We start from the raw sequence: 13,416 nt of genomic DNA, 5'->3' as shown, positions 1-13,416 counted from the left end.
GAAGTGACAAACCAGAAACATCAATAGTCTTGATTAGGGTGTCAGCCAACCTCAACCGTTGTCATTTTTGCCCTATATTTCAGAGCTACTTTTACCGCTTTAGTTATGGCCCAAAAAAGTATCTAATGAGACCCCTTCTTTTCACTCTGTCGACACATTGCGACAGCGGATATCGTTTACAAGCGCCCTTTTCGTGACACAACTAAAAGTAGCAATCTGGTTTCTTCTTCTCATTGCCCCAAGCGCCTGGGCAGAGCGAGTCGTGCATATCGTTCAGCAACCGGACGAGATTACCCACTTCCCGATGGCGTATCTAATCGACGAGGATCAGGAGCTGACGATTGAAGATGTCACCGATCGTCGTTTCACTCCCACCTCCAGCAAAAGCAGCCTACCGGCCGAAATACCGGTCATCTGGCTGAGAATGAGCATCACAAACGACTCCCTCGAGCCGCAACTGCTTCAGCTGCACAACAACTCCGCCTACTTCAGCGGTCAGATCGATATATACGCCTACAGTGGGCCTGAGCGCATTGACCAGCGCCACTATCAGATAGACCAACCCAACGGTGACCTCTACCTCACCGGCAGCACGCTGGTCTATCCATTCGAGCTGAAAGCGGACGAGTCTCGAATCCTCTACATTCGGGTAGCCACCGCGCTAGCCACCCAGATCATCGACTGGGACATCTACGACTCGAAACAGGCCAGCCAGGCACTGATCGACAAAAACCTCGCCGCTAACACCGTTCTGGTCATCCTCCTCACCCTGTCGATCTACAACCTGATCCTCTTCTTTTACGGCTGGCGCAAGGAGTACCTCTTCTACAGCCTCTACCTGATCAACGCCGCCATAGGCCTCTCCTACATGTACGGCACGATCTACCACAACTTCAATCTCTACGGATCGCTGACCAACTGGTTCAATCTGACCGCCATCATGGTGCCACTATTCCTGATGCTGTTTGTCCGACACACCTTCGATACCCAGACTATTGGTGGCTGGGTTGAACGATGGCTTAAGACGACGATCGCGCTCTCCCTGCTCATCGTTGCAATAGCACTCACTGTCGATCTTCTGCTGAGCTTCAAGCTGATCATCGTGGTCTTCACCAGCTCGTTTATTACTCTGCTGATTCTTGGCGTGAAGCTCTACAGACAGAATCATCCTACTGATCAAGATATTTATCGCGGCCTACACTGCCTATGCCATCGGAATGACCATCTCCACCCTGACGCTCTACGGCGCTATGCCCTATAGCAGTACGGGCTTCTTCGCCTCTGGCATCGGTCTGGTGGTTGAGGCGCTGATGTTCTCCTACCTGCTACAACACCGCATCAAACTGCTGGAGGCGGATATCCAACGCAAACGTCAGGGACTGCTGCTTAAGAACCGCAAGGCACAACAGGGGGAGTTGATCAGTGCCGTCTCACACCAGTGGAAACAGCCACTCACAGCCATTAGCGCCATTATCATGCGGCTGCAGTACCGGCTCGAGGATGAGAAACAGATCAGCAAAGATGAGATCAAACCGACACTGAGGCAAATCAATGAAAAGATCGCCTTCCTCTCCGAGACACTTGATGAGTTTCGCCAGTTTATCGGCACGCGTAACAGTGCTGATCGGAGCGATGTCACTGCGGTCGTAGAGCGTGCCGTTGCGATGTCCAGAGATGAGCTGTTATCGGCCAACATCATGATTCGCACCGAGTTCTACTTCAACGATAACCCAACGGTACTGAAGACCGAACTACTACACATCCTGCTCAATCTGATACTCAATGCCAAAGAGGCCTTTGAGAGCTCACCCTCTGAGAGTAAAACGATTGTGATTAACGGTCATGGCGATCGTGAGCAGATCACCATTGACGTTGAAGACAATGCCGGCGGTATCGCAGAGAAACATCTCAACCATATCTTCGATGAGTTCTATAGCAGCAAGCAGAACCAGCAAGATCGCGGACTCGGCCTATACCTCTCAAAATATATTATTGAAGAGCAGATGCAGGGATCAATTTAGGCAATCAGTCTTGATGGCGGCACCCGCTTCAGGATCAGGTTATGAACAACAACCTAACCCTTCTCTATGTAGAGGATGATGCCGTGGTCAGAGAGAACTTCACGGCCATCCTGCAGCGTTACTTCAACAGAGTTGTGGTAACAGACAATGGGCGCGACGCACTGGAACTCTATGTCAGTGAACAGCCCGATGTAGCGCTGCTCGATATCGCCATCCCACATACCAACGGTTTACAGGTTGCCGCGACAATCCGTGAGAGTAATGAAGAGATACCAATCATTATGCTGACGGCCCACGCCGACCAGCAGAAACTACTACGTGCGGTAAACCTGCAGCTCTTCGCCTACCTGGTAAAGCCGATACTGCAACCGCAACTCGATACTACCTTGAGGCGTGTCATCAAACGCCTGATCGACAGCAGCACGCTAATGTTAGGCGATGGTTACCGCTGGAACAGCATTGAACAACAACTTGAGTACAACGGGAGTGGTGTAAAAATCAGTAACAACGAGCGTCTGATACTGGCGCTGTTATGCCGTCATCCAAATCGTTACTACACAGCTACACACATCGCAGATCAGATCTTCGACATTGATAGCAATCGCGATCCAAGTGGTAATAATGTTGTACAGATCATCTCCCGCTTTAAAAGAAAGTTGGAGAAATCCTACAATCCGGATGCTTTTTTTATTCAAAACACCTACGGGGCCGGCTACAGGATCGTACTGCCCAAGTCGTAGATCTGGACAAAGACGAGCGCAACTTGAGAGGCTTACTGCTCGCTTCTCTTAGTTGTCCCCCTCAGTCACATTCATTTTCCAATTGCGATGTTTGGTCATGACATCAATCACTTCATCGACATCATCGGTCAGTGTGAAGAGGTCGAAATCCGAGGCCGAGATCGTCCCCATCTCCAGCACCGGTCCCTTCAGCCACTCCAACAGACCTTGCCAGTAGTCGCTGCCAAACAGGACCAGCGGTATCGGGTAAATCTTGTTGGTCTGCACCAGGGTTAACGCTTCGAAAAACTCATCGAATGTGCCAAAACCACCCGGCATAATGACATAGCCCATCGAGTATTTAACGAACATCACCTTACGGGCAAAGAAGTAGCGATACTCCAGCGATTTATTCTGATATTTATTGGGTGTCTGCTCGTGGGGCAGCTCGATATTCAGTCCAACCGAGACCTTATCGGCCTCAGCCGCCCCTTTGTTCCCCGCCTCCATGATTCCGGGACCACCACCGGTAATAATAGAGAAACCGTTCTCTGCCAAACGGTGTGAGATTTCGACCGCTGTAGCGTAGTAAGGGTTAGTCGGCGCCAGACGAGCCGAACCAAACATGGAGACCGCGTAACCGATATCTGCCAGCTTGTCGAAGCCCTCGGTGAATTCACTAATAATCCTGAACATGCGCCAGGATTCATCACCCTTGATCTTGAGATCTTCGATCATTCAATAGGACTCCGATTGGATAGTTGTCGTTCTTCGGGAAGACACCATGCACCCGTTGAACTGATAGCAGAGGGATACTACGACTTTCTCGCCCAAGGTAAAGCCATCAATATCCTACGCGGACAACAATCGATAGAGTGCCAGCACACTCCGGCGCTGACCGCCATGGATAGCGAAGCGAAGGCGGTTAGTCCGCGATAGTCGACGCCGTCTGCCTATTCGTAGTTGAGAGCGCGAGCGAACGACGAAGAAGATGCAGCAGCGGCTTTATGTCGGCGTAGAGTCACTGAGGGAGTTGTGTAGAGCCGCGAAGAGGTGATTACGCAACGTACGCAGGACGGTCGGGGCGCCGCAGGCATAAACGGTCGCGTGAAGTTTTTGCTGTTTGCTTGGGCTTGGATGCCCAAAACAAACTTTCGCAAAAATAGCGACTCCCCGGGACTGGCTAATAGCTTCAGATGTCGGTCAGACTGAGTGACAATGGAGCTAGATGCCAAATTTTCCACCAAATCACAACCTATCTCTAACAGCCACCACGTGGACGATTTGCATCTAAAATCTGTTTACGGCCCAATTGGAAGCACTATGAAATAGATTATTGTTGGCATCTGGGTTCTCATCCTAGCTATACACGCCAAATAGACTAAGGAAAGACTATGCAGCTATCACACCTCGCTCTCATTTCACCACTTCTAGTCACCCTGCTTTCCGGGTGCTCTTCTAACCACAATCTTCGCGATGGCGACAGTTCACTGGGCGGCGGATACCAAACCATTCCTGTGAATACATCCATCTACTACATCTACGTGAGGACGAACCCAGCAATAGTCGCTAGACACGACACGGCCAAAGAGATGTTCATGCGGCAGGCAAGAGATGCCTGTAATAGCGATAACATTGGCATCGTCAATGGCAAAACCCAGATTTACCACTCTAAGTTTGATCCACTAATAGTCACCGAAACCCTCGATTATGCCGTTTGTCTCGACGACGGTCAAAGCGATGTACAGATCAGGACATCAATTTCAGATTATGAACAGAGTTGATTAAATGCCTAACTATCTGGTTCCATAAAGACGCAATTAACCGCCAACACTAGCATCCTCACACAAGGACCGATCCGGCTCAGGGAGCACATTATCCATGGAAAGATGGCAACAGATTTTCGTCGTAACACTGTTATCTTCAACACTCTGTATCAACACTACCGCTACACCGACCATAGAGACAGGGACTTTTAAACCTGAAATATCGAAATCTGAAATGGATCGTTGGCAGGAAATGGTAGGCAAGTGGTATGGACTCAAAAACATTGGTAATGGCGGTATAAGACATCAACTAATGAATAGAAGAGCTGATGGCACCTACATTATTGAACTTCTAATTGAGAATAAGGATGGCAACAACAGGTACCAGGCTGAAGTGGGTCACTGGGGAATATCAGGTCCTATATATTTCACAATCTTTAGAGGCTGGATTGAGGATGGTGAGATATCACCATCCAGCCCATATGACCCATACAATTATGATGCATACGAAATAATCAACCAGAATGAGAACATATTTCAGTACAGACACTTCAGCACAGGAAATGAGTACACAATCAAGAAAGTTTCTGCTGAATTCAAACTGCCTGTCAAAGACAAAAGACAATTAAATATCAGCTCTGAATAGAGTATTTACCCACAGCCTTCGATTGATACCTAAATCGTGCCACTTACAATGGGCGAGAACGCAGTCAGACTATCCATCAGCTGCGCGTTACCCAACCCGCGACCAGGGAAGTAGCTGGCGAACTGGTTCTGTTCACCGTGCAGGGCGAGGTAGTTGAGGATTACCGTCTCGACCAGAAGATTGACGTTATTTGCAGCAGGGCTAGCCGCTGTCTCGACCGAGGCGTCGTTGCGAAACCAGCCGATCTGTTGGTGGCGCGCCTGCGCTTCGGGTGATGCACCGAGCAGTACTGGGGCACTACCGGGGTTGTAGACGAGGAAGAAGGAGGCGGCGGTGGAGCTGTTGTCGCCGGTCCAAACGCCCTTCCCTGCCCCGTCAACCGAATCGTCGATGGTGCCGTTACTGGCCACTGAGCCGTCACTGAAGACGTACATCATCAACGGCACTCCCTTGCGTGCTGCATACTCGAGACAGGCACCCATGCAGCGACCTGCACGCAGATCGCGTCGCTCACCGGTACCACGCTCGCCGGTATGATAGTCGTAACCGCCCATGGTGATGGTGCCTGCCCCGGCGTAGCCATCGATCACCATCTTCATCACCGAGGCGGTCTTACGAAACTCACTATCGCCGTTGAACTCACCGACACTGAAGATGCCCCCGGCTCCGACAATATCGGGATCGGCCTCGGGGTTGAGTGCGGATGGATCGGAGAAGCGATCGACCAGATCGGCGCTCTTGATGTAGCCGCAGCGCACCAGTTGCTTGATCACAGCATCATTCGCCAGTTGGGTATCGACCACACCGAGCTTCTCCTGGCTGAGGCGTGCAATCGACTCCATCACCTTCACCGCATCATCCTTGTTGAGGATATTGATCAGCTCGCCGGTATCGACCATGCCGGTCACATCGCTGGGACGATCGACCTTGGTTGGGCGCACCTCTGGGTTGAGCATCATCGTCGGTGCAAGGCTGTTACCACCCGAGTCGGAGCTACGTGAACCGATCAGAGTGACCAGCGAACCGTCGGCCCCGGCGCGGTTAATGCCGTACATCGGGTTATGTGGATTGTTGCCGGTATCGTTATCGGAGCGTGCCGGAATTACCGCGCCGTTGATATTGGCTGCCCGACTCCCGGCCCGTTCGATAATGCCCTGCAGCATCGCGCTGCGTTTGTGGAAGGAGAGTCCAAAGCGACTATCGGTAAAGTCACCACCATTTACCGTATCGGCCAGCGGCGGAATCATATCCCCCGGCAGACCGAGCTTGCTGTAACCGGCAGTGGAGATGAAATCGAGCTGTCCGCCCTGCCCGCCGATCAATACATTGGAGCCAGCGATATTGGCGCCACCTGCAAGATCGAAACAGATGAAGGGGATCTTGCCCGCCCCCTGTGCCGCAATACCACAGAGGTTATCGCGCAGGTCGGCCATGTCGGGTGCCAGTGCTGCACTGGCCAGTCGGGGTAACCCCAGTAATCCTAACAGTGAACTGCCGAGCGTGATCCCAGCCCCCGCCCTGAACCCCTGGGCGAGAAAATCGCGGCGAGTGACCGGACGTTTATGGTCCGCATGGTAGAGCGGTCTATCGAGCGGCTGCGCCTTGGGCAGTTTTTTAAACAGTGGCATATCCGGTTCCTCTCTCTGCCTGACGGCTACTGGATCAACATCGTTGCGCCACCCAGGGTGGCGGCACAGGCGGCTTTCACCACGGTATGGGTGCGCTCGACACCACAGTCGTTGCTGCAGCTGTCATCGAGTGCATCGATCAGCGATTCGAGTTCACTCACCACCGTGGCGCTATCGGGCTGGCTCAGCAGCGTATTGCCTAGCAGGGTATCGACCAGCGGTAACGTGACCTGGTCCAGTTCGAGCTGGCTGTCGAACGCCACTGTGTGGCTCTGGTTGAAGTTGAAGTCTGGGAAGAGCCCACTGCGCAGCGTCGCATCGTCAACCAGGGCATTGCAGCACTCGATTGAGAGCTGGGCGATTGCCATCTGCTGGGCGGAGAGGAAACCTTCAATACTCTCCACCGTCGGCAATTGCTGCTTAATGGTCTCGAAGGTCGCTCTCACCGCCGTCTGGTTACGATCGACCTGGGTCAGTGCTGCCATAGTGGCGTTGATCTCATCGAAGTGACGCAGACCGATGTCGGCCACTGCCGCCCCATCGGCAGGTACCGGTGGGGCCAGCGGAATGGCCTCGGTCATGACGTGTTCGTGGTTGCCGAGACGATCGAAGCTGAGGAAGAACTCATCACCGTCTGGCCCCTTCTCCAGCGCGATGATAGTGCCGAGCGGCGAGAGGCGTTGTCCGTTGGCGCCGTACTCAGCCGTCGTAACCTGGGTATCGAGGAAACGGTAGGCCTGCCCCACCTCTGCCAGACGCCCGTTGATGCCGATACGCATGCTCTGAATGTCGATTCCATCGGGTGTGGCCGTCGGATCGAGCGAGATAAAGGTCGGCTTGTCGAACAGATAGCTGTAGCTGTCGAACTGACTCACCTCGAACATCAGGTAGCTCTGCGGTGTATCGACCCAATCGCTCACACCAAACAGCAGGTAGAACTTCTCACCGACACCAGCGGCGAAGTTCTGCTCAACCTGTTCGAGATTCAGTGCACGATTGTGGATTGCCACCTGACGCAGCTTGCCCTGCCAGCGGTCACTGCCACCTACTTCACTGCCCATCACCAGTGCAAAGGTGTCGTCCCAGGAGGCGAGACTCGATGCGGCTGCTGGATCGGTATCGCCGGTAAAGGCGCCATTCACAAAGAGACGTCGGCCATTGATCGGATCATAGCTCGCCACCACATGCTGCAGCGTCGCCTGTAGATCCTCATCGGCATCGGCCGTGGAGAGCGCCGGTTCACCGTTGGCATCGCTGCTCTGCATACGCTGCATGAAGTCGTAATTGTACTGCGTCTGACCGAGAGTGAAGTTACGCAGCTGAGTGCTACCGGAGTAGGAGATGATGCGCGCCGGTCCCTCCTGGGTCACATTAGCCGGGACCACCCACGCCTCGACCGTGTACTCGCCGGTGGCGGCAATCAGATCGCGCAGCTTGCGGCTATCGGCAGTGGTGCCCTGCGCACGCCCGTCAATAAACTCAATACCGTAGCCCCCGACCCACTGCACATTGCCGCTCAGGGTGAGGTCGATCACCGGTTCGATACCGCTGGTGTCGTAGGCGGTACTCCCCTGTCCGGTCTTGAACTCATAGAGGGCGATCAGATCACTCTCATGGCGATTGCCACCGCTGGCGACGATACCGTCGGTGAGTGTCAGCGCCTTACTGGTGATCAGTTGCGCGTCGATCTCGGTGCTGGTCACACCGTCGCTCATCGCGGTGATCGCCGCCTCCATCTCATCGGCATTGCTGTCACAGTCATCCCAACAGTTGTGGAACTCGTTGCGCAGGCGCAGTACCAGTCGAGCGTTGGCGGGGTTATCGAGATCGATCTTGGTGGAGACCGCATCGTAGGCGGCCTCGATATCGTCCTGTGCAAAGAAGGGCGACTGTGGAGTCGCCGAATCATCGGCATGACATCCGGCACAGTAGCTGCTCAGCAATGGGTGTACGTAGCTGGCAAAGAGTGTGGAGTCTTCCGGCAGACGCTTGCTCGCACCGGGATCGTAGGCGATCGGTGCGAGCAGCTCGATCTGCCGCCCCCCATCACCGCCGCTCTCACCGGCCCAGTTGGCGATATAGGTAGTAAGAATATCGGCACAGGCGGTATCGCTTGCCAGCCAGCAGTTGTGACCCGCCGCCACCTTCTCCACCAGTCGCGACTGCCCCGGTGAAACGAGATCGACAATACCGTTGGCGACCGCATAGGCGAGATTGATGTTGTCCTGTCGCACAAACTGCGGCGACTGGCCACCATCGCTGTGGCAGTTACCGCAGCGATCGGCTTCAACCAGATAGTCCCAGACGTTGAGCTTGAACGACTGCACATCGTCAGTAGTCGGAACCGGGCCACTATAGGCGGCAACCACCGTACCACCGCTAAGATTCGGCAGGCTTACTGTCTCCTCACCACCACAGGCTGTGAGTAGCGCTGCGGCCAGTAGCAGCATCAACGATTGGATCTGTTTGACTCTTATCAGTCGCATCATCATCGCTCCCTCAATCACCCATACAGTAGCTGCCCGCTTCGGCAAAGAGCCGTTTGAAGCGGTAGCCGTCGTTGATAAAGGCGCTGGTCATCGTCGCCACCCGGTTGCGATCACCGCTATCGACCGGATCGCGCAGACAGACGGAACGAAACACCTTCTTCGCCTGACAACTGGCAAAGGCCTGACTATTGCCCAACTCCTGACCCATCGACTTTGCCCCGTAACCGCCACCCGATAACCCACCATCCCAACCGAGATGGCTGTTGATGCCGCGTCGCCAGTAGTTGTCCCAGCGATCATCGGGAGTGACGAAACCCGGCGCGAAGTTATCAGCGTTGATCAGATATTTGCCCTGCACCCGGCTACCGCTCTCGGCATCGATGGTGCCGATGTCGTTGTAGACCAGACGCGCCGCACTGCTGTCGTAGTCGTAGTAGGCGTAGGCCTGCGCCAGCGGATCCATACCGGTGTGGCAGCCGATACAGCTGTTGAGAAAGATACGACTGTCGCCGCCGGGGCTGCGTGAGACATCCTGACGAATACGGTCGGGGCTAAGGGTGGTGTCCTTGAGCGGTTCAAGATCGCTACAGAGGTGGTTCATCAGAGTGAAACGCAACATGGCGCGATTGGTACCGGCGACAAAAAATGCCTCGGCCGACGCACGGGTAGTTATCACCCCCGCCGTGGCACCGGCTGGCAGATCGGTGAGCAGTGACTGCTGTCGCTGAACCAGATGGGCCTGCAGATCGATACCCTGATTCTCCGCTGACTGATAGTGGGCGTTGCTATTCATTGCATAGGCAGGCAGTCCCTGTGCGTCATCGACCACATAGAGCAGATCGGCCGAGAGCAGCGTATTGAACGGCACATCGTCACGCACCATGCCGATCACCGTGGCGGTGTAGTCGTTAAGTGGTGCAAAGGGTGTCTGCGCCTCGTTGGTCCAGGGGGTGACCATATTTTTCAGCGTGACGTTATAGAAATCGGGGTGGTCCATCACCCGGTAGGCAGCATCCTCCACCGTACCGGGCTGAGAGCCATCGATAAGATCGGCCAGGATATCGAGTTCACCATTACTCGATGGTACACCGGCGATGCGGTCGTGCAATCGTTTCGCCTGTTCACGTGGTCCCGCCTGCGCACTGACCGCCCCATAAAAAAGCACCATACATACGATCAGCCGCAACCATGGGTCGTGGCGTTTAATTAAATCGGAAAATTTAGTTATTGCCTGCATCACACCGCCCCCGAATTAATTAATTTCTTTTATTCACGCTTCTTTTCACTGGGTATATATCTCCCAGGCTTGAGAGCACTTTGCCCGGATCGAAGCGCGTTTTCTGCGCAGCAGGTCCACAACTTTTGTGAAGCGGTTCTCAGAGTGAAAAATCTCTACGGCCAATAATGGGCTCGCAGAAATTAAAAAGAGAGCGGACTGCTTAGATGCGTCAAACGCTATGTATATAGATATAACAAGATCATGGAGCGAAATAGTCAGCAGAGCGATCACAGTCGTTCTATTAACTGTTAGCACCTCCGCATGCCTGGCACCTGCCACTGAGCAGTCACCCGACCCGGTGGTGCAGGACTTCGCCATCGCCTATGTCAAACGTCCCATTACCGAGAGCGAAGACCTGCGACAGCGGCTCGGATTTATCGAAGGTGGCGATCTCTATCTGCGCGATCTCGCCTCACCCAGCGCCGCCGAATCCAACATCACCCTGATAGAGACCGAGGGATTGGGAGATGTGCGTGATGTCGAGAGTTCTTTCGACGGTGATCGCCTGCTCTTCTCTCTACGTAAACCCGACATCGAGGGTGCCGATCCGGAGGATCAGCCGACCTGGAATATCTGGGAATATGAGATCGATAGCGGCATCCTGCAGCGCATCATCGCCGATGATCTAACCGCTGAGGGCGGTCAGGATCTCGCCCCCCACTATCTGCCCGATGGACGCATCATCTTCTCCTCCACCCGTCAGCAGCAGGCCAAGCCGGGGAGTCGCTATTTTTGCGAAAGTTTGTTTTGGGCATCCAAGCCCAAGCAAACAGCAAAACTTCACGCGACCGTTTATGCCTGCGGCGCCCCGACCGTCCTGCGTACGTTGCGTAATCACCTCTTCGCGGCTCTACACAACTCCCTCAGTGACTCTACGCCGACATAAAGCCGCTGCTGCATCTTCTCCGTCGTTCGCTCGCGCCTCAACTACGAATAGGCAGACGGCGTCGACTATCGGGACTAACCGCCCTCACTTCGCTCTCCATGGCGGTCAGCGGCGGTGTTGGTCGATGAGGGTAAACCTCAGTTCACCGCAGAAGATGAGGATCGGCGCGAATACGCCGCCATGCTGCACGTGATGAACAGTGACGGCAGCGATATCCATCAGGTCTCATTCAATCCGAGTCACGATCTCGACCCGACCCTGCTCAGCAGCGGCAAGGTACTCTTCAGCCGCTGGGACAACATGGGCGGGCGCAACGCCATCAGCCTCTACACCATGCGTCCTGACGGTGGCCAGCTGCAGCTCCACTACGGAGCGCATAGTCATAACACCGGCACCGACGACACCACGGTGCAGTTCATGCGGCCGCGTGAGATGCCCGATGGCCGTCTGTTGAGCCTTATCCGCCCCTTCAACGACACCGAGGATGGCGGTGCGCTGATCGTGATCGATACCCTCAACTACATCGACAACAGCGGACCGACCGCGGCCAACATGGGTGTACTGAGCGGTCCGGCGCAGACCCCCGCCACCATCAATTCGGTCAGCACCCTCAGCGGCCCCTCCCCCGGCGGTCGCTTTCGCAGTGCCTACCCGCTTGATGACGGCACCGAACGACTACTGGTGAGCTGGAGCCCCTGCCGACTGCTTGAGGGCACCACCATCGGTCCCTGCAGTGAGGCGGCGTTGGCCGATCCCGATGTGGTCACCGCTCCGCCGCTCTACGGCCTCTTTATCTACGACATGAGTGATGACACCCAGCAGCCGGTAGTACTGCCTGTTGAGGGGGTGATATTCGATGAGGTGGTGGTGGCACAACCGCGCGACCTGCCACAGGTGCTCTACGACGATGAGGGCATCGATGCACTGCTGGCTGATGAGGGTGTCGGGGAGTCGCTATTTTGCGAAAGTTTGTTTGGGCATCCAAGCCCAAGCAAACAGCAAAAACTTAACGCGACCATTTATGCCTACGGCGCCCCGACCGTCCTGCGTACGTTGCGTAATCACCTCTTCGCGGCTCTACACAACTCCCTCAGTGACTCTACGCCGACATAAAGCCGCTGCTGCATCTTCTTCGTCGTTCGCTCGCGCTCTCAACTACGAATAGGCAGACGGCGTCGACTATCGCGGACTAACCGCCTTCGCTTCGCTATCCATGGCGGTCAGCGGCTGTTCTCGAATGAGTGGTATCTCTCTATCCGCACTCTCGGCCGTAATCAGTCAACACCTTGGCGGTCAAAATGATAATTGGGATATTTCGTGTATCGATAGCCTCCACTGCTCCACAGCAAAAGGTGCTGCTACTAATCCATGTCCATCACTATAGTTCACACAGCGAGTCTGGGAGCCGCTTCACGATGGAATTGGGTGCTGAGAGGCATAGATTCGGTGGTATTTCAGCACTGTGTGCCCCATGAACGTACTCAAGGGTCTGTTTCAGTCTAAATCAACTGACATTTTCGGCGTGAGAAAGCGGGCTACTACAGATCGCAGGAGCTCAAGAGTGGGGAGAGAGTGATACTCATCGACCTTATCCCTAAGCAATGGTGACAGCAGGTCACCATCAATCAGCGGAAAAGTCGGGGGCAGATCAGATAGATACAGAACAAACTCAGCCCAGGCCAGCTGAGCTACACTTCAGGCAATGATGAAGCGTTTGCTTATATATAAGCTAATTAATTGATTCTATTGGGAATAGATAAAATATGGCGGAGGATCAGGGATTCGAACCCTGGAGGGGCTTACACCCCTGCCGGTTTTCAAGACCGGTGCTTTCGACCACTCAGCCAACCCTCCAACGGAGCGCATCATACCCGAAGTCGGCCCCAAAGTGCTAGCCCTTGAAAGGAACAAAATCTGACCTCATCTGTCATACTGTTCGACTTGCTTTACTAAAACACGTTGTTACCATTAGTAGCAGATGA

At 54.3% G+C, this 13,416-nt stretch carries 14 protein-coding genes and 1 tRNA gene; 9 read left to right on the top strand and 6 right to left on the bottom strand.

Annotation, left to right across the window (positions count from 1 at the left end):
* The first annotated feature begins 262 nt into the window (after window positions 1-262).
* The 3 genes from HUE57_RS11200 to HUE57_RS11190 are packed head-to-tail and all read left to right on the top strand — an operon-like array spanning window position 263 to window position 2,761.
* Window positions 263-1,261, top strand: a complete 999-nt coding sequence (locus HUE57_RS11200) for a 7TMR-DISM family protein (RefSeq protein ID WP_078484158.1) — start codon at window positions 263-265, stop codon at window positions 1,259-1,261.
* The gene (locus tag HUE57_RS11195; RefSeq protein WP_078484157.1) at window positions 1,218-2,021 is read left to right on the top strand and encodes an ATP-binding protein; all 804 of its coding nucleotides are present in this window, start codon (window positions 1,218-1,220) and stop codon (window positions 2,019-2,021) included. Before HUE57_RS11200 ends, HUE57_RS11195 begins: the two co-directional genes overlap by 44 nt.
* A gap of 41 nt (window positions 2,022-2,062) precedes the next feature.
* Window positions 2,063-2,761 (top strand): response regulator transcription factor, encoded by a 699-nt coding sequence (locus HUE57_RS11190; RefSeq protein WP_078484156.1) that lies wholly within the window; start codon window positions 2,063-2,065, stop codon window positions 2,759-2,761.
* A gap of 48 nt (window positions 2,762-2,809) precedes the next feature.
* Here the strand turns inward: HUE57_RS11190 and HUE57_RS11185 are convergent, their stop codons facing one another.
* The gene (locus HUE57_RS11185) at window positions 2,810-3,478 is read right to left on the bottom strand and encodes an LOG family protein (RefSeq protein WP_174673186.1); all 669 of its coding nucleotides are present in this window, start codon (window positions 3,476-3,478) and stop codon (window positions 2,810-2,812) included.
* Between the two features lie 15 nt (window positions 3,479-3,493).
* Between HUE57_RS11185 and HUE57_RS11180 the strand changes: the two genes are divergently transcribed.
* Window positions 3,494-3,679 (top strand): hypothetical protein, encoded by a 186-nt coding sequence (locus HUE57_RS11180; protein ID WP_174673185.1) that lies wholly within the window; start codon window positions 3,494-3,496, stop codon window positions 3,677-3,679.
* Between the two features lie 14 nt (window positions 3,680-3,693).
* Here the strand turns inward: HUE57_RS11180 and HUE57_RS11175 are convergent, their stop codons facing one another.
* The gene (locus tag HUE57_RS11175; RefSeq protein ID WP_174672546.1) at window positions 3,694-3,900 is read right to left on the bottom strand and encodes a hypothetical protein; all 207 of its coding nucleotides are present in this window, start codon (window positions 3,898-3,900) and stop codon (window positions 3,694-3,696) included.
* A gap of 234 nt (window positions 3,901-4,134) precedes the next feature.
* On the opposite strand from HUE57_RS11175, the gene HUE57_RS11170 reads away from it, so the two are divergent.
* A complete protein-coding gene (locus tag HUE57_RS11170; RefSeq protein WP_174673184.1) occupies window positions 4,135-4,524 on the top strand; it encodes a hypothetical protein in 390 nt (129 codons plus the stop codon).
* A 97-nt stretch (window positions 4,525-4,621) separates the two neighbouring features.
* Window positions 4,622-5,152: a hypothetical protein gene (locus tag HUE57_RS11165; RefSeq protein ID WP_174673183.1), complete on the top strand. Its 531-nt coding sequence runs from the start codon at window positions 4,622-4,624 to the stop codon at window positions 5,150-5,152.
* A 29-nt stretch (window positions 5,153-5,181) separates the two neighbouring features.
* On the opposite strand, the gene HUE57_RS11160 is transcribed toward HUE57_RS11165, so the two are convergent.
* Genes HUE57_RS11160 through HUE57_RS11150 form a run of 3 tightly spaced genes read right to left on the bottom strand, consistent with a single transcriptional unit; the run spans window position 5,182 to window position 10,437 of the window.
* A complete protein-coding gene (locus HUE57_RS11160; protein WP_174673182.1) occupies window positions 5,182-6,780 on the bottom strand; it encodes a general secretion pathway protein GspF in 1,599 nt (532 codons plus the stop codon).
* A gap of 26 nt (window positions 6,781-6,806) precedes the next feature.
* Window positions 6,807-9,272 (bottom strand): LamG domain-containing protein, encoded by a 2,466-nt coding sequence (locus tag HUE57_RS11155; RefSeq protein WP_320416235.1) that lies wholly within the window; start codon window positions 9,270-9,272, stop codon window positions 6,807-6,809.
* Window positions 9,273-9,279: 7 nt separating this feature from the next.
* A complete protein-coding gene (locus HUE57_RS11150) occupies window positions 9,280-10,437 on the bottom strand; it encodes a hypothetical protein (protein ID WP_078484154.1) in 1,158 nt (385 codons plus the stop codon).
* Between the two features lie 289 nt (window positions 10,438-10,726).
* Between HUE57_RS11150 and HUE57_RS11145 the strand changes: the two genes are divergently transcribed.
* The 3 genes from HUE57_RS11145 to HUE57_RS11135 are packed head-to-tail and all read left to right on the top strand — an operon-like array spanning window position 10,727 to window position 12,547.
* Window positions 10,727-11,434 (top strand): TolB-like translocation protein, encoded by a 708-nt coding sequence (locus HUE57_RS11145; RefSeq protein WP_174673181.1) that lies wholly within the window; start codon window positions 10,727-10,729, stop codon window positions 11,432-11,434.
* Window positions 11,343-11,627 carry a hypothetical protein gene (locus HUE57_RS11140; RefSeq protein ID WP_174673180.1) on the top strand — a complete coding sequence of 95 codons (285 nt, stop codon included), beginning with the start codon at window positions 11,343-11,345 and terminating at the stop codon, window positions 11,625-11,627. The genes HUE57_RS11145 and HUE57_RS11140 overlap by 92 nt, the downstream gene beginning before the upstream one ends.
* Window positions 11,549-12,547 (top strand): TolB-like translocation protein, encoded by a 999-nt coding sequence (locus HUE57_RS11135; RefSeq protein ID WP_174673179.1) that lies wholly within the window; start codon window positions 11,549-11,551, stop codon window positions 12,545-12,547. The genes HUE57_RS11140 and HUE57_RS11135 overlap by 79 nt, the downstream gene beginning before the upstream one ends.
* A gap of 651 nt (window positions 12,548-13,198) precedes the next feature.
* Here the strand turns inward: HUE57_RS11135 and HUE57_RS11130 are convergent.
* A tRNA-Ser gene (locus HUE57_RS11130) sits at window positions 13,199-13,288 on the bottom strand.
* Between the last annotated feature and the right edge of the window lie 128 nt (window positions 13,289-13,416).

The organism is Candidatus Reidiella endopervernicosa (assembly GCF_013343005.1).
Lineage (GTDB): Bacteria > Pseudomonadota > Gammaproteobacteria.
Note: the sequence above shows the minus strand (reverse complement) of the source record. Positions and strands in the feature narration are given on the sequence as shown.